The organism is Mesorhizobium sp. M0207, from assembly GCF_040321995.1.
Taxonomy (GTDB): Bacteria; Pseudomonadota; Alphaproteobacteria; order Rhizobiales; family Rhizobiaceae; genus Mesorhizobium.
Window position 1 is genome coordinate 1 of the sequence record NZ_JAMYSQ010000019.1, and the last position, 18,405, is coordinate 18,405.

Consider the following 18,405-nt stretch of genomic DNA (forward strand, 5'->3'; position numbering starts at 1 on the left):
GCATCGTCGACCCGGCGAAGGTGGTACGGACGGCGCTGCAGGACGCGGGCTCCATTGCGGCGCTTCTGATCACGGCGGAAGCCATGATCACCGACGTTCCGGCGAAGGAAGCCGCTGCTTCGCCCGGCGGCATCGGCTATTGACCAGCCACTGCCGGAAACAAGCCTGAAAGACAGCCGCCGGGGTATCTTCCCCGGCGCGCACCATCGGCAAGGAGATCGATCAATGATCGCATTCGTCCCGAAGCCAAAGGCAGCGGCGAAAATCGAAGTGGCCGAGGAAAGCCGCTTCGATCGCATTCGCAGGCTTGCCGACAAGCACAGGAAAGCCAACGCCGGCATGATAGGCCGCGACCCGAAAAAGATCGCGGACAAGCGTCCCATGTGACGACTGCCAATGCTCGGCACCTCGCGCAAGCGCGGAACCTTCATCGCCCTTGTAGGCAGCGCCAAAATGGACGAATAGTCATAGCGGCGCGCCGCCGTGAAATTGCCGGCATGCGGTTTCTCAGTTGGCGGCATCGCCGCAGCCGGATCCTGGAATGGCCAGTCCTTTGGAACCACGCAAGAGAAGAGGTCCGATCGCCGCAAGGCTGCTGGCGGTGGATGCGTGGATTGATTCCTCGGTCTACGAAATCGGCTTCAGGGCGCGCCAGTTCTGGGAAGCGGCGACCATCTTCTCGCGGCGTTTCCGTGTCGACGGCTGGCGCCGCGGCCTGATCGAACTGTTGAGTGAAGGCTTTACGCTCGGTGCCGGCGGCATCGTCGTCCTTTTGGCGCTGGCCTTGCCGGCCTTCCAGATAACCGCCGGCGACTGGCGCACGCAAGGCGACTTCGCCGTCACCTTCCTCGACCGCTACGGCAACGAGATCGGCCAGCGCGGCATCATCCAGCGCGATTCGGTGCCGGTCGACGAGATGCCCGACCATGTCATCAAGGCGGTGCTGGCGACCGAAGACCGCCGTTTCTTCGACCATTACGGCATCGATGTGCTCGGCCTGTCGCGCGCCATATTCGAGAATGTGCGGGCAAATTCCGTCGTCCAGGGCGGCTCGAGCATCACCCAGCAGCTGGCCAAGAACCTGTTCCTGACCAATGAGCGGACATTCGAGCGCAAGATCAAGGAAGCCTTCCTGTCGCTGTGGCTCGAAGCCAATCTGTCGAAGAAGGAAATCCTGCAGCTTTACCTCGACCGCGCCTATATGGGCGGCGGCACCTTCGGCATCGAGGCGGCAGCCGATTTCTATTTCGGCAAGAGCGTCAAGGACCTGAACCTTGCCGAGGCGGCGATGCTGGCCGGCCTGTTCAAGGCGCCGACCAAATATGCGCCGCACATAAACCTGCCCGCCGCCCGGGCGCGGGCCAATGTGGTGCTGTCCAACCTGGTCGATTCCGGCTTCATGACCGAAGGCCAGGTGCTGCAGGCAAGATTACACCCGGCCGAAATCGTCGACCGCGGCGAGCAGAAGAGCCCCGACTACTACCTCGACTGGGCCTTCGACGAGGTCAAGAAGATCGCCGCCAAAGGCGGCCCGCACTCGCTTGTCGCCCACACCACCTTCGACGCCAACATCCAGAAGGCGGCCGAAGAATCGATGGAGTTCCACCTCCGCCAGTTCGGCAAGGAATACAACGTCACCGAGGGCGCCATCGTCGTCATCGAGACCAATGGCGCGGTCAGGGCGATCGTCGGCGGCCGCGACTACGGCGCCAGCCAGTTCAACCGCGCCACCAAAGCGCTTCGCCAGACCGGCTCCTCGTTCAAGCCCTATGTCTATGCGACGGCGATGGAGCATGGCTTCACGCCGGATTCGGTGGTTTCCGGCGGACCCATCTCCTGGGGCAGCTGGTCGCCCCACAATTACAATGGCGGGTCGGCCGGCAACGTCACGCTGATCACGGCGATGGCCAAATCGATCAACACGGTGCCGGTGCGGCTGGCCAAGGATTATCTCGGCATCAAGCCGATCAAGGCCATGGCCGAGGCGATGGGCGTCGAGTCGCCGCTGGAATCGCACAAGACCATGGTGCTCGGCACGTCGGGCATGACCGTGATGGACCAGGCGACGGGTTACAGCGTATTTGCCCAGAACGGCCTTGCCGGAACCCGGCACGGCGTCAGCCAACTCTTCACCCGTACCGGCGAGGTGGTCTACGACTTCGCCAAGGATGCGCCGCCGCCGCATCGGGTGCTGTCGGAGCAGGCGCTCAAATACATGAACACCATGCTGGCGGCGGTGCCGGTGATCGGCACTGCCCGGCGCGCGGCCCTTCCAAACATCGTCGTCGCCGGCAAGACCGGCACGACCCAGTCCTACCGCGATGCCTGGTTTGTCGGCTTTACCGGCAACTACACGGCCGCCGTCTGGCTCGGCAATGACGACTTCACCGCGACCAACAAGATGACCGGCGGCACGCTGCCGGCCATGGTGTGGCAGCGGCTGATGGTCTATGCGCACCAGAATATCGACCTCAGACCGATTCCCGGCCTCGATCACCCCTTCGTCGATGCCGAAATTGCCGCCAAGGCCGAGGAAGCGGAAAAGAAGAACGCCGAACAGGCAGCTGCCGATGCCGCCGCCGAGCGTCCGCCGGTGCTGTCCAGCCGGACCACCCAGACCCTGAAGGAACTGACCAGGCTGTTCCAGGCGGCACCCGTGCTCGACGCGCCCGCTGCACCGGAAACCCTCTCGGCGCTGTGACGCCCAATTGCGCGGGGCCGCTTGCCACAAGGCCCTGCGCCGCGATATCCCCGAGCGGCAATCTTTCAGTCCCGGCCTTCGGTTCCCTGCCTCCTCATGCTCAAGAACGCCTTCCTGACACTGCTTTCGCTTGCCATCGCCGTCGTCGGCGGTGGCGGCAGCGTCTGGTATGCACTGAAGCTGCAGGATGGCGTCGGCGCCATCAGGATCGGCCAATGGACCGCCTTCCCCGATATCGGCACGCCGACGGCAGATCCCTATTCGAAGGCCCGCGTGGCTCGCGAAGGCGTGCTGGCGCTCGGACAGGCGGAAGGACTGTCCTTCATAGCCGAGCGCGATTCCGGCGGCGAACAGCTCCAGCGGCAATGTGCCTACAAGATCGCGGGCGGCTTTCCCACCGCCCGGTTCTGGACGCTTTATGCCGCCGACCAGTCGCTTGGCGTGGTCGAGACCGGCAAGCCGAGGCCGGCTGCGCTGCAGTCCTATCAAGTGCTGCGCCAGGCCGACAATTCGGTGGTCATTTCCGTCGGCAGCCGCCCAGCGCCCGGCAACTGGCTGCTGACCAGCGGCGCCGGCAAGATGTACTTGGTGCTTACGTTCTACGACACGCCGATCGCCAGCAGCACCGGTCTCTCGGACGTCACGCTGCCACAAATCCAGAAGGTCGGCTGCAATGCGTAGCCTGCTGCATGCCGTGCTGCTCGGCCTGCTCGGCGCCGGCATCGTGCACATCATCGTGCTGCTGCTCGTCCCCGAGTTCTCCGAACGCGACGCCTGGTCGCGATTGGCCATGGCTTCGGATCTCTACAAGATGACCAGGCTCGACGCGGAAGCCGGCGGCGCGCCGGTGGTGAAATCGGTCGATCCGCTATTTTATGCGGCGGCATGCCGTTTCGATCTTGCCGAGGGGATGGTGCGGGTCAAGGCGCCGGGCAAGGTGCCGTTCTGGTCGATATCGGTCTATGACCGCGGCGGCCACAACATCTACTCGTTCAACGACCACAGCGCGACCGCAGGCATGCTCGACACCGTTGTGCTGACGCCGGCCCAGATGATCGAGGTCCGCAAGGATCTTCCCGAGGAACTGCAAGGGGCCATCTTCGTCGAGGCGCCGATAGAGGAAGGCGTATTCGTCATCCGTTCGTTCGTGCCCGACGACAGCTGGAAGCCGATCGTCTCGCGGTTTCTCGAACAGAGTTCCTGCGAACTGCAGGATTTTTAAGCCGGTTCCGATGCTCAGTGATGCGGTACCGGCAATGTTCCCGAAGGTCCCGGCTTGTCAGGGCCGGCCGGCCGCGTTTCGCCGGTCTGCGGCCGCTGTTCGTAGCGGACCCCGGGAAAGATGATCACTGCCGCCGGCGCGGTTTGTTGTGCTCGATTGGTTGCCGCCGTTCGCGGCACGAAAGACAGTACCATGCCCATGGTTCGCGTATTCCTCTCGGTTGCCCCGGAGCACAACGCAACGCCTCCATAGTCGATTAAGAAGGCAGTAGGTTAACGGAGCGCTAACGGATCGCCGCTAAATTGATCTTTGTTCTTGGGAAACGCGAAACCGGTACAGCCCGGCAGAGCGCTGTCCAGATCGTGTCGAGTGTCGGGCGTATCCTTCGTGTCAGCTTCGGATTTCAGGCAAATCGCAGCAGGAGCTGAATCGGGAAAGGCCGAAAGGCTGTTTCGCGCCGCGGTATCGGCGTTCTGCTCGCTCACCCGCCCTTCGCGCCGGGAGATCGCGCAGCTCGAAGACCTGACGCTGCCGCTTTTCGAGAATGTCTCGGTCGAATCGCGCCGCTACGTCGCGGCTGCCCTTTCCGAATGCGAATATGCACCCGCCGCGCTGGTGCGGCGGCTTTGCCAGGAGCGGGTCGACATCGCCGCTCCGCTGCTGATCCGCTCGCGCGCCCTCAGCGACGTCGACCTGATCGCGCTGATCGGACGTCACGGCCTGCCGCATGCCCGTGCCATTGCCCGCCGCAAGGATCTCAATCAGACGATCGCGGATCTCATCAAAGTGCTCGAAAGGCCGACGCTGGTGCGGTCGCAGCAGCAGCCGGAAACAACCGCCAAAGCCGCGTCCGAAAACGCCGAAGTGGTTGCGGGCGAGGTCAACAGGCAAGAGGCTTCCGATGCCGCTGAAACTGTACGCCGCCGGTTGCGATCCATGATGCGCGCCGAGAGCGGCGCTTCCATCAGTCCGTTCGTCGAGCCACAAACCTATGTCAATCTGCGCGAGACCGCGCTGACCGGCAATGCGGCATTCTTCCAGACAGCGCTCGCCGATGCGCTCGAAGTCGATTTTTCAACGGCGCGGACGCTCACCGCGAGCCACAATTACACACCGCTGCTGGCCGCCTTGCGGGCGCTCGACCTCAGCGAAGACAAGGCGTTCCTGATCACGGCCGCCATCTATCCGACCGAGTTTCCGCACCCGCAGGCGATCCGCATCTTCCTCGACCGCTACCGCCTGCTGCACCGCGACGCGGCGTTGGACAGGCTCCGCGGCTGGAAGGCCGAGACCGTGTCGAAAATCGTTCGCAAGCCTGGGCGCGTCGCCGCAAATGCCGACCTGCGCAAGCCGAACAGCGCCGATATGACCGCCACCCCAAAGGCGCGTCGCGTCTGAAGGGCTTGCCGTTAAGACGCCTTGACCGAGATAAGCTCCTCGACGCGAATGGCGCCCGCCTCGATCTCGACCACCCAGATATCCGGATCGAATCTCTTCTCGCGCTCCAGCCGCGCGTCGAAGATGGCGGCATCGTCGCCTTCGCCAAGCAGGCTGAAAAAACGGTCGTCCGGCCTGGCTGAATCGTAACTCGTCTGCGGCGCCGGCCCGAACAGCGCCATCTCCCCTTGCCTGCCCCGCGCCAGCACGAAAACCGCGCCGGCTTCCGTCGCGCCGCGCTTGACCACGGCGGCAAAGCCGCCGGCGCTGAAAACCCGGCGCAACAGCGCCGACACCCACAGATCGGTGGTTACCCGCATGGAGAAGTCCTGGACATGCGGCGGTCCTTACAGCATTGGCCGGAAGACCGTAACCGGTCTTTGCGAGGCGATCGGCGAGCGGCCGTTTCGACCCTTAGTTGGTCAGGCCGATCTCGCGCATCTTGACGTAGACGATCTCGTCGGGCTCGCCGGTCTCCGGCAAGCCGAACAGCGCCTGGAATTCCTTGATCGCGGCCTTGGTGCGCGCGCCGACGACGCCATCCAATCGCATGTCGTCATTGCCGAACGCCTTCAGTCCGGCCTGGATCTTGACGATGCGGGGATCAGGTGTTTGCGCCACCGCATTTGCCGGTGCGGACGCTGGAATGGCGGTTGGAACAGCGGCCGTTTCGACCGGCCGCGGCACGGGATGCGGCACCACGGCTGCGGTCGTCGGCGTGGCACCCAGTTGATCCAGCAAAACGCTGTCGATCTCGCCGGAGGCATTTAATCCGACCTTCTGCTGATAGGCCTGGATGGCCTTGCGCGTATTCGGTCCGGGAATCCCGTCGACGGTGCCGGAATAGAAATCGAGATCCTTCAATATGCCCTGGACCTGCTCGACGACCGGGTCGCTCTTGATCGGCGCAGCGGCCGGACGCACGATATTGATGGTGGTTTCGGGCTCGTCGCTGTCCGCCCGGGGAAAGCGCTCGATACTCCTCGTGGCGAAAAACGCGCCGGCATGCGGAAAAGGCTGGTACCAAAGCGCGTTCGCCGAGACGTAGAACAGCGTCACCAGGAACGCGGTGGAGCCGCCGACCACAACAGGATTGCGCGAGATCAGGCTGCCCAGCGCCATCGCTCCGTGCTCGAAGGCATTGCCGCGGCGTTTGACCGCCCTAGGCTGTTTTGCGGAGCGACCCATTGCTCTCCCCTTTGCCACCGTCCGCCTTGGCTTTGACTGCGGACATCGGCACCACGCCGGCCTTCTCCGCCGAGCGGCCCGTCGGGCCGTTCACGGGAAGGCTGATCGTCACCGTGGTGCCCTCGCCAGGCATGCTTTCGATCGACATGGTGCCCTCGTGCAGCGCCACCAGCCCCTTCACCAGCGAAAGCCCGAGGCCTGTGCCTTCGAAACGGCGGGTATAGTCGTTCTGGATCTGCATGAACGGCTTGCCGAGATTGGCGAAATCTTCCTCGGCGATGCCGATGCCGGTGTCCCGGACCCAGAAATGCAGCCGCGAGCCGATGCGCTTGGCGCCGATGACGACATTGCCGCCTTCGGGCGTGAACTTGATCGCGTTGGAGACGAGATTGATCAGGATCTGCTGCACGGCGCGACGGTCGGCATTTATTTCGCCTGCGTCCGGCGCGATCTGGGCCTGCAGATCGATAGCCTTTGCCTCGGCTTGCAGGCGCATCATCGATTGGCACATCTCGACCGCTTCGCGGAAGCGGAACGGTTCCGGTTCGGTCGCGTAAGCGCCCGATTCGATCCGCGATACGTCGAGTATCGAGGTGACGACGGCAAGCAGGTGCTGGCCCGAATCCCTGACCAAGCCGACATATTCCTTCTGGCGAGGATCCTTGAAGCTGCCGAACATCTCGTGCAGCAACATGTCGGAAAAACCGATGATGGCATTGAGCGGGGTGCGCAACTCATGGCTGACGACGGCAAGGAAGCGTCCTTTCGCCACCTCGGCGGAGGCAGCCGCCTCATTGGCAGCGGCAAGCTCCTGGCGCAGTCCGGCCAGTTCGTCGTTCTCGCGCAGAAGAAGCGTGAAGACAGTCTCCTGCCCCGGCGCGCGCATCATCTCGAGCGAGAACGGCCGGTAATTGTCGGCCGTCACGCCGCTGCTCTGCGGCAGCCGGACGCGAAGGTCGAGCCGGCGCGACAGGGCGCCATCGCGCATATCGGCCAGCGCACTGAGATACGGGACGCGGTCGGACAGATGGATGCGATCGAAAAGTCCGGTGCCGAAAAGCAGCTCCGGCGGCAGCCTCAGCATAGTGCGTGCCTTAGCCGAGACGTCCAGAACCTCACCATGCGCAGCGATTCGCAGCACGACGGCGTCGATCAGGTCTTCGAGCCGGTGGCTGCCGGCCGGATCGAGCTGTGCGTTGGCGGCGCCGCGAAGCGGAGCGATACGCGGAATGAGCGTGAGTGCCCAGGCCAGTGGTACCAGCCAGTGCCATGCGGCGATTTCGGTCTGGTGGGCGAGCGGCAAGACTGAACCGGCTAAAGGCTGCAGCAAGACTGCGACAAAGGCCGATATGGCGCCCCAGACCACGGCACGGCGCGATTGGCCGATCCACCACGCTTCAAACGGCAGCGCCACTGCGAGCAAGGCAACCGGCGAGGCCACACCGCCGGCGGCAGCGATAAGGGCACCGAGGGCAACGCTGCCGACGACCAAGGCGAGTTGGCCGGCCAGGGTCATCTTGCCCGAGGCAGCCACCAGCAGGGCGGCGAACCAGCAAAGGCCGAACGCCGCAAAGATCGCAGCCACAGTCACGGCCGCGCCCATTCCCGACGTGACCAGCGTCACCGCTGCACCCGCGCTGAAGAAAGGCGCCGCCAGCATGACGCCAATGAACCGGCTGTGGCGGCGACGATCGCTCTGGCCGAGTACGGACGGATGAACCATCCGTTCGCAACCGGCGGCTATCGCGCCCGGCAACTCGGCGTATCTGGCCTTGATCGCACTCAACTCAACGCACCCGGTCGTGAAAGGCCCTGCTTTTGCAGGCGGCTTTTGTCGATCCGAAACTCGCATCCAGCGTTTAAGGAATGGATAAGGCTGGGCTGATCGTCCCCCGGCTGGCTGCAAATATCGGGATACCGGCGGGGAAAAACCGGGGCAATTGTCGCCATAGTAAACGGAGCGTTATCCACACCGCCCGCGCCTGCACCTGCGACCAATGGCATCAACCTGTCGCCGATTAAGAAAATGATCATGAAAAACAATAGGTTGGATAGTTATTATTTGCTGAATAAAATCTGAACCGTTCGAGGCAAATGAACTTCAAAACGCTTCGTTTCGAATCTGCCTAAAATTTGAGGAAAACTGTTGCTTTCGGGACAAGCCGTCCTTTGCGCGTCTGTGTCAGTATCGCGGTACAAGGGTCGTGCGGTTCGGAGGCATGACCGTCATAAAGGACAGACAGATGGGCTTTCTGATAAGAGCTGCTTTCTGGTTTTCGCTGGTGCTTCTGGCGCTGCCGCTGGGTGTCGGCGCCGATGATGCGGGCCGCGAAAGCGTCGGGCCGCTCCAGGCGCTGTTTGCGGCGCGCGAAGCCGTCGGCGATATCGCTGGCATCTGCGAGCGCAAGCCGGACGTGTGCGAGACCGGCAAATCGGCAATGCATACCATCACCGCCCGGGCAAAGGAGACCGCCAAGATCGCGGCTGCCATGCTGGACGACAAGGCCGCTGAACCCGATACAGTGACGACTACCGGCAGCGTGCCCGGGGAAATCGTCTTGCCGGCGAAAGTCGATCTGCCGGCGAAACTGCACTTGCCGGCGAAGAACTGAGACTGTTTCGGCCGAATTCATCGCCGGACCGCAAGGCTCCCCATGCCCGGCGCCTGCGGCGTTTCTCCTCTTTTTCCGTGACGCGGCAGCGCCGGATCACTATATCCGGGAGCATGACGACGACGATCCAGACCATCCGCGACGACTTTTCCCTGCTCGACGAGTGGGAAGACCGCTATCGCTATGTGATTGAACTGGGTGAAGCGCTGCCGCCGTTTCCCGATGAGCAACGCATACAAGCCAACAAGGTGCCGGGCTGCGTCAGCCAGGTCTGGCTGACTACCGAGCAAGGCGGGGGTGTCGACCCCGTTATCACCTTCAAGGGCGATTCCGACGCGCATATCGTGCGCGGCCTGGTCGCCATCATGCTGGCGCTGTTTTCGGGACGGCCGGCCAGTGAAATCCAGAGGACCGACGCCGAGGCAACGCTAAAGGCGCTCGGACTTGACGAGCACCTGTCGCCGCAGCGCGCCAATGGTCTCCGCTCGATGGTCAAGCGCATCAAGCGTGACGCCGAGGCAGCGTTGAAGCAGACCGCCTGACCGCACGGCAGTTGCTGGCGGGCATGGCGGGTTCGACCTTGACCCCATAATACAAAACGGCGCCCGCAGGCGCCGTTTGAGTATCAAACCGGAAGAGCCGCTTGTCAGCGTCCCTTGCGCTTGCGGCCGAGACCCATCTTCTTGGCGAGCTGCGAACGGGCGGCCGCGTAATTGGGCGCAACCATCGGATAGCTCGGGTCCAGGTTCCACTTTTCGCGATACTGGTCGGGCGTGAGATCATAGTGGGTCATCAAGTGACGCTTGAGCGACTTGAACTTCTTGCCGTCTTCGAGACAGATGATGTAGTCGTCATGTACCGACCGCTTCGGATTTACCGCCGGCTTCTGCTTGTCGGCAGGCGGCTGCTCGGCGGCCCCGCCGACACGCCCGAGAGCGGCATGGACATCGGCGATAAGGTTCGGCAGTTCGCCGACCGGTACGGGATTGTTGCTGACATAGGCAGCCACCACATCGGCGGTGAGCTCGATCAGCGCGTCACTGTTTCTGGAAGGTGTTTCGGTAATATCCATGGCGTTCAGGTCCCAACGAGAATTGTTTCTGTCTACGCCCTATTTTTGGCAGGCAGGGCATCGCGCGAACTTGTGCAGGAAAAAGCCTCCGCGATTCGCGTCGCGGCATCTTAATGAGCCTGAGCGCCAAGTAAGTCAATTCGCTTCTTGCGGTCTATTCAGCGATACAAGTCAAATATTCCTCATTCAGCTTCACTCTTTCGTGCAAAGTGTAACCTTGCCGTTTTTTCTGGTCAGACCAGCATCGACTGACGCGGCGGCAAGCAGCCATTACACAAACGGCAGCAGGTAAATAGAGTTCGATGCTTGACCCTGCCGGCGGCATTACAGCCTGGATGATCGGTGGATTCAGTAAAATCATAGGTTGCGAAGCGTTACTGTTGCTCGCGAGCCGTCGCCGGAGCGGTGCGCTGTGTCATTGAAATGGGGTAATGTATTTCCGTAGACCCAGCCATATCGGCCACTTGCCAAGCCGCGAAGGCAGTTGCATGAGATTGACCGGCACTGGCAGGGTCATCGCAGCGACGGCGAGAACCGCGGCAGTCCGAGAAGAAATATTCGTTATCCGTTCCTCCAGCCCGTCCTCTCGAGCCACCACGACAATAGATCATAGCCCTTGAACCCGCGCTGCTCGGCGTGTTCATTCGCCATTCAAGTAGCTTCCACAGCGAGACGCAATGACCAGAACCCCAGTGTTTCCGACCGCCACGCCGCCGCAGCCGGAGAAGCGACCGATCTTCGACACGCATCACGGCATAACGCGGACGGACGATTATGCCTGGCTGAGGGCCGCCAATTGGCAAGAGATGTTCAGGGATCCGTCCCTGCTCGACGGCCAAATCCGCGCCCACCTCGAGGCCGAGAATGCTTATCAGGCGGCGCTGATGGCCGATACGGTCCAATTGCAGAAGCAGCTTTTCGCGGAAATGAAGGGACGCATCAAGGAAGACGATTCTTCCGTGCCGATGAAGGACGGACCTTACGCCTACGGCTCCTCCTTCAAGCTTGGCGGCCAGCAGCCGCGTTATTTCCGCACGGCGCGTGACGGCGGCGACAAGCAGATATTGCTCGACGGCGATGCCGAGGCCGAGGGCAAGCCCTATTTCCGCCTGGGCGGCGTCGATCATTCGCACGACCACTGCAAGCTGCTCTGGGCCTTCGACGACAAGGGTTCCGAATTCTACACGCTGCGCGTCCGCGATCTGGCCGGCGGCAACGATCTGGCGGACAGGGTCCCGGACACCGGCGGCGGCGGTGTGTGGGATGCCGGCAATGACGGTTTTTTCTACACCCGCCTCGACCCCAACCACCGTCCTTCCAAAGTGCTGTTCCATGCGCTTGGCGACGGTCCTGAAAACGACCGGCTGATCTACGAGGAGACCGATCCCGGCTTCTTCATGGATGTCGGTGGCACGCGCTCCAACGAGTGGATCATGATCGGCATCAACGATCATGAGACCTCGGAATACCGCATCATGAGCGCCAACGATCCGTTCGCAGAGCCGAAGCTGGTTGCGGCGCGCCAGACCGGCCTGCAGTACGAACTCGAGGAAGGCGGCGACATCTTCTTCATCCTCACCAATGCCGACGGCGCCAAGGACTTCAAGATCATGACGGCGCCGGCCCACGATCCGGTGCGCGCCAACTGGCAGGAACTGGTGCCGCACGAAGCGGGCCGGTTGATCCTTTCGGTGATCGGCTTCAAGGACCACATGGTCCGGCTCGAGCGCAAGGAAGGCCTGCCGCGCATCGTCGTACGCGACCGCAAGAGCGGCGAGGAGCACCTGATCTCCTTCGACGAGGAAGCCTTCTCGCTCGGCCTGTCCGGCTCCTACGAATACGACACCGAGATCATGCGCTTTTCCTATTCGTCGATGACGACCCCGGCGCAGGTCTTCGATTACAACATGCGCACCCGCGAGCGGATGCTGCTCAAGACCCAGGAAGTGCCGTCCGGCCACAACCCGGAGCACTACGTCACGCGCCGGCTGATGGCGCCTGCCGCCGACGGCGAACTGGTGCCGATCTCGCTCCTCCATCACCGCGACACGCCGCTCGACGGGTCCGCACCTTGCCTGCTTTACGGCTACGGCTCCTACGGCATCACCGTCCCGTCCGCGTTCAACACCAATCTGTTTTCGCTGGTCGACCGCGGCTTTGTCTACGCGATAGCCCATGTTCGCGGCGGCAAGGACAAGGGCTATGGCTGGTACGACGACGGCAAGCGGGCGAACAAGATGAATACGTTCACCGATTTCATCGCGGTCGCCCAGCATCTCGTCGCCGAGCGCTATACACAGCATGACCGCATTGTCGCGCAAGGCGGTTCCGCCGGCGGCATGCTGATGGGCACGGTCGCCAACATGGCGCCGCAATGCTTCGGCGCCGTCGTCGCCGAGGTTCCCTTCGTCGACGTGCTCTCCACCATGCTCGACGCCAGCTTGCCGCTGACGCCGCCGGAATGGCCGGAATGGGGCAATCCGATCGCTTCGGCGGAGGATTACCGGACCATCGCCGCCTATTCACCCTACGACAATGTCGCCGCACTCGACTATCCGCCGATCCTGGCGCTGGCCGGCCTGACCGACCCGCGCGTCACTTATTGGGAGCCGGCCAAATGGGTGGCGCGGTTGCGCGACCGCAAGACAGGTGGGAATCCGGTGCTATTCAAGATCAACATGGATTCAGGCCATGCCGGTGCCTCCGGCCGGTTCTCCAGGCTGGGGGAAATCGCCTTCACCTACGCCTTCGCGCTCAAGGTGACAGGCAAGGCCGAGCTTGCGGCGTGAACATCGGCGGATGAGCGGTCATTGCCTTCCGTTCCGCGACGTGGCTTCATTGGCGGTGAGAGTTGCGGAGCCCACCGATGATCGATCTCGCCACGTTGATAGCTTATGTCGCGGTTGTGCTTGGCTTTGTCTTCATCCCGGGTCCCGCCACTCTTCTGACGGTGGCGCGGGCAACCAGTTCCGGAACCAGGGTGGGCATTGCGACCGGCGCCGGGATCGCGGCCGGCGACGTGGTTCACACCTTCATGGCGATCGTCGGCATTTCGGCGATCATTGCCACGTCGGCGGCGCTTTTCAGCATAGTGAAGTACATCGGCGCAGCCTACCTCATTTATCTCGGCATTCGCGCGATCATCGAGAAAACGCCGGCCTATCCGGCCGCCGGCGCACTTGCGATCCCCGCTTCCAAAGCATTTCGGCAGGCTGTTTTGACCGAGGTTCTCAATCCCAAGACCGCGCTTTTCTTCCTCGCATTTCTTCCGCAGTTCGTGCGGCCTGAAAACGGATCGGTGATGCTTCAACTGGCGATATTGGGCGTCATCTTTGTTCTGTTGGGCCTCGTCAGCACGGTGGTTTTCGCCGTGGGTGCGGGCGGCCTCGGTGCATTCCTGCGCCGAAACCCGACGGTGCTGAGATGGCAAGGCAAGGCTGTCGGCGGTATCTATTGCGCCTTGGGCATCCGGCTGGCGCTGCAACAGCGCTAGGGTCTCGACAAGCGACGCCGTATGAGGCTTCGGATACTAGGCAGGCACAGTTGATTTTCCGCTCGCAATTGCAAAGGCCGCGCGCTACCCAGTGCGCGGCCTTTTCACGGTCGCCGCCAACACTCAATCATCCAGGGATCTGCCATGTTGCTCGTCGATGTCTATCTCGACAAATCGCCCATCCAGGGCATCGGCGTCTTTGCCAAGAACCACATTGCCCGCGGCACGCTGGTCTGGAAGCTCGACCCGAAATACGACCGGCGCATCGAGGTGGAGACCTATGAGCGGGAAACCGGGCCGGTCAAAACCTATCTCGACCGCTACGCCTATCCGGACCGGCGCGACCCGAACTACATCGTCTTCGAGGCCGATGATGCGCGCTACATGAACCATGCCGACGACCCGAATTGCGACGTCTCGCAGCCGGAGGAGACCTATGCCTTGCGCGACATTGCGCCCGGCGAGGAAATGACCTGCGACTACAATCACTTCTTCGAAACCGGCTTCGACTTTCTCGGCGACCGCTGACGCAACAGCTGTCAGCTCGCCGGCTTCTTGCGCGCCGGATAGCCGTTGGGATGCGGCGGCACGGCTTTCAGGTAGGCGGCGATCGCCGAGCGGTCCTCCGGGGTCAGCACGGCCATGTTCCGCTGCACGTCGACCATAGCGCCGCCGACCGTATCGAAATCCGGCGTGAAGCCGGTTTCGAGATAGTTGGCGACGTCGGCCTCGGACCAGTCCGCGATGCCGCCCTCGCCCGACGTGATGTTCGGCACGATGCCGCTGCCTTCGGCGGCGGCCGCACCTGCCAGCCATTGGCTCTTGCTGGTGCCGCCGGCAAGATCCCGCGGCGTGTGGCATTCGCCGCAATGGCCGGGGCCTTCGACCAGATAGCGGCCTGTCAACACCGGATCCGGTGTGCCGTCGGGAAAGGAAACGACCGGCTGGTCACTCAAATAGAGCAGCTTCCACAAGCCAAGACCGCGTCGGACGTTGAAGGGAAATGCCAGCGAATTGGCGGGCGCCTTGCCGGCGACCGCGGGTAACGTCTTCAGGAATGCATAGAGATCGGCAATGTCGGCCGGCTTCATGCGCGCGTAGGAAGCATAGGGAAATGCCGGATAGAGATGCTCGCCCGACGGCGACACGCCCTTCAGCATGGCGTTGGCAAGATCCTCGACCGACCAGGCGCCGATGCCGTCCCTGGTATCCTGCGATATGTTCGGCGGCACGAAGCTGCCGAACGGCGTCTTGAGCTCAAGGCCGCCGACCAGCCGAAGGCGGGCGTCGCCTTGCGAGCCGGGCTTGGCATGACAGGATGTGCAGCCGCCGGCGTAGAAGATGCGCTTGCCCCTGGCGGCGTCGCCGGGACCAAGCTCAGCCAGCGTTGCGGCATCGACCCTGACCGGAGCCGACAGCAACCAGCCGGCAATCGCGGCCGCGCCGCCCAGAACGAGGGCGGCGCCGACAAATTTCTTCAGCAAGCGCATTGCCCGCTATCAGCCTTTTTTTACCCGGTAGTTTTGATGGCAGTTGCCGCAGCCGCCGCCAATGGTGTTGAACTGCGCCTTCAACGCGTCGGCATCCGCAGGTGCTGCGGCGACCGCCGCCTTGACGTCGGCGAGGTACTTGCCTTCAGCCGTCTTGAAGCCGGCCATGTCCTGCCAGATTTTTGGGGACGCCGTGGTGTCGCCGGTGTCGCTGCCGGCCGGGAAAAGCGTGTCGACGCCGGCATGGAATTTCTCGGCATTGACCTGCAGTGCCTGCAACGCCGTCAGCACCGAAGCTGCGTCGTAGGGCGTCTCGCCCTTGACCACTTTCGACAAGCCGGCGGCGATCTTGCCACGTTCCTTCATCAGGGCCTGCCGGTCGGCTACCGGGTCGGCAAATGCCGCCGAACCAGCGAAGGCGAGCATCGAGATGGCGAGGATAAGCTTTCTCATTCACTTGGCTCCATGTTGAAGGCAAATTCAGGATGCGGTCCCACCCCGATGACAAACGGCAAGGATGGCCTAAAAATTCCGACGCTTCGCCTCACGCTTGCGTGAAATTTTTGCAGCTGTCGTTCTGATGCTGAAAAAGAAAAGCCCCGGTTCTGCCGGGGCTTTTCTGGAACGGATCAGGCCTTTTCGTAGAGCTCGAGCACATAGTCCCAGTTGATGAGACTGTCGACGAAGGCTTCGAGATATTTCGGCCGGGCGTTGCGATAGTCGATGTAGTAGGAGTGTTCCCAGACATCGACGCCGAGGATCGGCGTCGCGCCATGGACGAGCGGGTTCTCGCCATTCGGCGTCTTCGAGATAGCCAGCTTGCCGTCCTTGACCGAGACCCAGGCCCAGCCCGAACCGAACTGGGTGGTGCCGGCGGCGATGAAGTCGGCCTTGAACTTGTCGTAGCCGCCAAGGTCGCTGTCGACCGCCTTTTGCAATGCGCCGGGCAGCTTGTTGCCGCCGCCGCCCTTCTTCATCCATTTCCAGAAATGGATGTGATTGTAGTGCTGGGCGGCATTGTTGAAGAGGCCCGCATTCTTGCCGAAGGACTGTTTGACGGCCTCTTCGACCGACAAATCGCCCATGCCCGCCTCGGCGGCCAGCTTGTTGCCGTTGTCGACATAGGCCTTGTGGTGCTTGTCGTGATGATATTCCAGCGTTTCCTTGGACATATAAGGCTGCAAAGCCTCGTAATCATAGGGCAAGGCGGGCAATTCAAAAGCCATCGGTCGTACTCCCTCGTGGAAAAATCCGGTGTCGATACCGGACTAACATAGGACTGGATTGGTCTGGAACAACTCCGGAAACGAAGCGCCGGCCGCTTTTTAGCGGGTCAGCCGGGCGAAGTCGAATGCGCCCATTCCCAATAGAGTTCGCGCGCCTTCTTGGCCACCGGTCCGGGCTGCAGATTGCGATCCTCGATACGGGTGACCGGCACCACTTTCGAGTGGTTTCCGGTCGAGAAGATTTCGTCCGCCTCCAGGAAATCGCGGATCGACAGCGTCTTTTCTGTCGTCGTGAACCCGTATTCGCCAAGCAGGGCCATGGTGCGCGCGCGGGTGATGCCGGAAAGGAAGGTGCCGTTCGGCGCCGGCGTCAGGACATGGCCGTCCTTGACCAGAAAAATATTCGACGTGCCGGTCTCGGCGACATTGCCCAGCATGTCGAGCACGAGCGCATTGTCGAAGCCGCGCATCTTGGCTTCGAGGATGGCCCGGCCGTTGTTGGGATAAAGGCAGCCGGCCTTGGCATTGGTCGGCATGGTTTCGATGGTCGGGCGCCGGAACGGCGACACCGTCACCGAAAACCCCGCCGGCGAGATCATCGGCGATTCATAGAGGCAAAGGCAGAAACGCGTCGAGGCCGGGTCGGCCGGCACGCCCATATAGCCGCCATGCTCGGCCCAATACATCGGCCTGATATAGACCGCCGTCTTGCCGTCGAACTTCTTCAGCCCGTCCCAGGTCAGGCCGACGATCCTGTCGGTGCTCATCGTCGGCTTCAGGCCGAGCGCGATCGCCGAGGCGTTTACCCTTGCCGCATGGCGATCGAGATCGGGAGCGACGCCCTCGAACCAGCGGGCGCCGTCGAACACGCTGGTGCCGAGCCACATGGCGTGACTGCGCGGCCCTAGAATGGCAACATTGCCCTCGTACCAGTCGCCGTCGACGAAGGTCCATGTCGCGGATTGCGCCGCAGTCGCCAGTGTCATTGCCAGGTTCCGTTCGATGCTTGTTGCGGCGCATTGGAAGATGCTTTGGCGGCCGCCAACCGGCTTGGCTGAGATTTGTTGAGGCCAGCGGGCTGGCGGACTGCAATCAGCGCTTGCGCCTTGCCTTACGCGGCCTCAAAACTGTCGAATGCAGTTCGCGGCTTACGTTTTCGACGCCTATGGCACGCTGTTCGACGTGCATGCGGCCGTGCGCCGTCACGCCGACCAGATCGGGCCGGACGGCCAGTTGCTGTCCGATATCTGGCGCGCCAAGCAGCTGGAATATTCCTGGGTCAGGACGCTGATGGGGGCCTATGCCGATTTCTGGCAGCTCACCGAGCAGGCCCTCGACTTCGCCCTGCGCAAGGTTCCATCCGCCGATGCCGGGCTGAGGGCGAAGCTGCTCGAGGCCTATTGGCGGCTGGACTGCTATCCGGAGGTACCGGCCGTGCTCAAGGCGCTCAAGGCATCGGGGGCAAGGCTGGCGATCCTGTCCAACGGTTCGCCTGAGATGCTGGAAGCGGCCGTCAAATCCGCCGCGCTCGACCAGGTCCTGGACGACATCTATTCCGTCGACAGCGTCAAGCGCTTCAAGACCGATCCGTCGGTCTACGACATGGTCACCACGGGCTGGCGCCTCTATCCGGGCGCTGTCTCTTTCCAGTCATCCAACCGCTGGGACGTCGCCGGCGCCACCAAATTCGGCTTCAGGACGGTGTGGATCAACCGCGCCAATCAGCCAGAGGAATACCGGGATTTTCCACCGGCCCTGATCCTGCCGTCCCTTGAAGGTCTGGTCGCCGGGGGGTGACACCGGAATGTTGCGTCGGCGCAACAGTGACGATCCAGTCACAGCTTTGCCTTTGTTTGTCCACCCTGCGGCCAGAATTGGAACCGCCTATCGCGCCGGGCATTGCTCGGGCAACCGCGCGCAACCGGGCGCATTCATGCTTTGTTGCGATTTGAGACTTAAAAAAG

At 62.5% G+C, this 18,405-nt stretch carries 20 protein-coding genes; 11 read left to right on the forward strand and 9 right to left on the reverse strand.

Features of this window, described 5'->3' with window-relative positions; translation table 11 throughout:
• The first annotated feature begins 225 nt into the window (after positions 1–225).
• The 4 genes from NKJ15_RS22845 (at position 226) to NKJ15_RS22860 (ending at position 3,923) form a co-directional block, all read left to right on the forward strand.
• Complete coding sequence (locus NKJ15_RS22845) at positions 226–387, forward strand: hypothetical protein (RefSeq protein ID WP_352501782.1); 162 nt, start codon at positions 226–228, stop codon at positions 385–387.
• Positions 388–541: 154 nt separating this feature from the next.
• The gene (locus tag NKJ15_RS22850; protein WP_352471002.1) at positions 542–2,701 is read left to right on the forward strand and encodes a transglycosylase domain-containing protein; all 2,160 of its coding nucleotides are present in this window, start codon (positions 542–544) and stop codon (positions 2,699–2,701) included.
• Positions 2,702–2,797: 96 nt separating this feature from the next.
• Entirely contained in the window at positions 2,798–3,382 is a 585-nt protein-coding gene (locus tag NKJ15_RS22855; RefSeq protein WP_352471001.1) for a DUF1214 domain-containing protein, read from the forward strand.
• Complete coding sequence (locus NKJ15_RS22860; protein ID WP_352471000.1) at positions 3,375–3,923, forward strand: DUF1254 domain-containing protein; 549 nt, start codon at positions 3,375–3,377, stop codon at positions 3,921–3,923. Before NKJ15_RS22855 ends, NKJ15_RS22860 begins: the two co-directional genes overlap by 8 nt.
• A gap of 14 nt (positions 3,924–3,937) precedes the next feature.
• Here NKJ15_RS22860 and NKJ15_RS22865 read toward each other — a convergent pair whose 3' ends face one another.
• Positions 3,938–4,123, reverse strand: coding sequence for a hypothetical protein (locus tag NKJ15_RS22865; RefSeq protein WP_352540743.1), 186 nt, complete (start codon positions 4,121–4,123; stop codon positions 3,938–3,940).
• Positions 4,124–4,310: 187 nt separating this feature from the next.
• Between NKJ15_RS22865 and NKJ15_RS22870 the strand changes: the two genes are divergently transcribed.
• Positions 4,311–5,321, forward strand: a complete 1,011-nt coding sequence (locus tag NKJ15_RS22870) for a DUF2336 domain-containing protein (RefSeq protein WP_352770653.1) — start codon at positions 4,311–4,313, stop codon at positions 5,319–5,321.
• Positions 5,322–5,332: 11 nt separating this feature from the next.
• Here the strand turns inward: NKJ15_RS22870 and NKJ15_RS22875 are convergent, their stop codons facing one another.
• The 3 genes from NKJ15_RS22875 to NKJ15_RS22885 all read right to left on the reverse strand — a co-directional run bounded on the left by NKJ15_RS22875 (position 5,333) and on the right by NKJ15_RS22885 (position 8,271).
• On the reverse strand, positions 5,333–5,680 hold the full coding sequence (locus NKJ15_RS22875) for a DUF1491 family protein (protein ID WP_352501779.1): 348 nt from the start codon (positions 5,678–5,680) through the stop codon (positions 5,333–5,335).
• A 94-nt stretch (positions 5,681–5,774) separates the two neighbouring features.
• Positions 5,775–6,548, reverse strand: a complete 774-nt coding sequence (locus NKJ15_RS22880) for a peptidoglycan-binding domain-containing protein (protein ID WP_352683843.1) — start codon at positions 6,546–6,548, stop codon at positions 5,775–5,777.
• A complete protein-coding gene (locus tag NKJ15_RS22885) occupies positions 6,523–8,271 on the reverse strand; it encodes a sensor histidine kinase (protein WP_352614963.1) in 1,749 nt (582 codons plus the stop codon). Before NKJ15_RS22885 ends, NKJ15_RS22880 begins: the two co-directional genes overlap by 26 nt.
• 520 nt (positions 8,272–8,791) lie before the next feature.
• Between NKJ15_RS22885 and NKJ15_RS22890 the strand changes: the two genes are divergently transcribed.
• Together NKJ15_RS22890 and NKJ15_RS22895 are read left to right on the forward strand one after the other, a co-directional pair.
• Positions 8,792–9,160, forward strand: coding sequence for a DUF5330 domain-containing protein (locus NKJ15_RS22890; protein WP_352470996.1), 369 nt, complete (start codon positions 8,792–8,794; stop codon positions 9,158–9,160).
• Between the two features lie 113 nt (positions 9,161–9,273).
• Positions 9,274–9,702, forward strand: a complete 429-nt coding sequence (locus NKJ15_RS22895) for a SufE family protein (RefSeq protein ID WP_023677843.1) — start codon at positions 9,274–9,276, stop codon at positions 9,700–9,702.
• A 104-nt stretch (positions 9,703–9,806) separates the two neighbouring features.
• Here the strand turns inward: NKJ15_RS22895 and NKJ15_RS22900 are convergent, their stop codons facing one another.
• Complete coding sequence (locus NKJ15_RS22900) at positions 9,807–10,232, reverse strand: Ros/MucR family transcriptional regulator (protein ID WP_023677844.1); 426 nt, start codon at positions 10,230–10,232, stop codon at positions 9,807–9,809.
• 677 nt (positions 10,233–10,909) lie between these two features.
• Between NKJ15_RS22900 and NKJ15_RS22905 the strand changes: the two genes are divergently transcribed.
• The 3 genes from NKJ15_RS22905 to NKJ15_RS22915 all read left to right on the forward strand — a co-directional run bounded on the left by NKJ15_RS22905 (position 10,910) and on the right by NKJ15_RS22915 (position 14,253).
• On the forward strand, positions 10,910–13,021 hold the full coding sequence (locus NKJ15_RS22905) for a S9 family peptidase (protein WP_352817721.1): 2,112 nt from the start codon (positions 10,910–10,912) through the stop codon (positions 13,019–13,021).
• 77 nt (positions 13,022–13,098) lie between these two features.
• Positions 13,099–13,725, forward strand: a complete 627-nt coding sequence (locus NKJ15_RS22910; RefSeq protein WP_352614937.1) for a LysE family translocator — start codon at positions 13,099–13,101, stop codon at positions 13,723–13,725.
• A 144-nt stretch (positions 13,726–13,869) separates the two neighbouring features.
• Positions 13,870–14,253: an SET domain-containing protein gene (locus tag NKJ15_RS22915; RefSeq protein WP_352470993.1), complete on the forward strand. Its 384-nt coding sequence runs from the start codon at positions 13,870–13,872 to the stop codon at positions 14,251–14,253.
• Positions 14,254–14,264: 11 nt separating this feature from the next.
• Here the strand turns inward: NKJ15_RS22915 and NKJ15_RS22920 are convergent, their stop codons facing one another.
• From NKJ15_RS22920 to NKJ15_RS22935, 4 genes are all read right to left on the reverse strand, one after another.
• The gene (locus tag NKJ15_RS22920; protein WP_352614934.1) at positions 14,265–15,215 is read right to left on the reverse strand and encodes a cytochrome c; all 951 of its coding nucleotides are present in this window, start codon (positions 15,213–15,215) and stop codon (positions 14,265–14,267) included.
• Between the two features lie 9 nt (positions 15,216–15,224).
• Positions 15,225–15,668 (reverse strand): c-type cytochrome, encoded by a 444-nt coding sequence (locus tag NKJ15_RS22925; RefSeq protein WP_352449059.1) that lies wholly within the window; start codon positions 15,666–15,668, stop codon positions 15,225–15,227.
• Positions 15,669–15,844: 176 nt separating this feature from the next.
• On the reverse strand, positions 15,845–16,441 hold the full coding sequence (locus NKJ15_RS22930) for a superoxide dismutase (protein ID WP_023677850.1): 597 nt from the start codon (positions 16,439–16,441) through the stop codon (positions 15,845–15,847).
• 107 nt (positions 16,442–16,548) lie between these two features.
• A complete protein-coding gene (locus tag NKJ15_RS22935; protein WP_352470990.1) occupies positions 16,549–17,427 on the reverse strand; it encodes a branched-chain amino acid aminotransferase in 879 nt (292 codons plus the stop codon).
• A 148-nt stretch (positions 17,428–17,575) separates the two neighbouring features.
• On the opposite strand from NKJ15_RS22935, the gene NKJ15_RS22940 reads away from it, so the two are divergent.
• Positions 17,576–18,238, forward strand: coding sequence for a haloacid dehalogenase type II (locus NKJ15_RS22940; RefSeq protein WP_352470989.1), 663 nt, complete (start codon positions 17,576–17,578; stop codon positions 18,236–18,238).
• Positions 18,239–18,405: the final 167 nt, after the last annotated feature.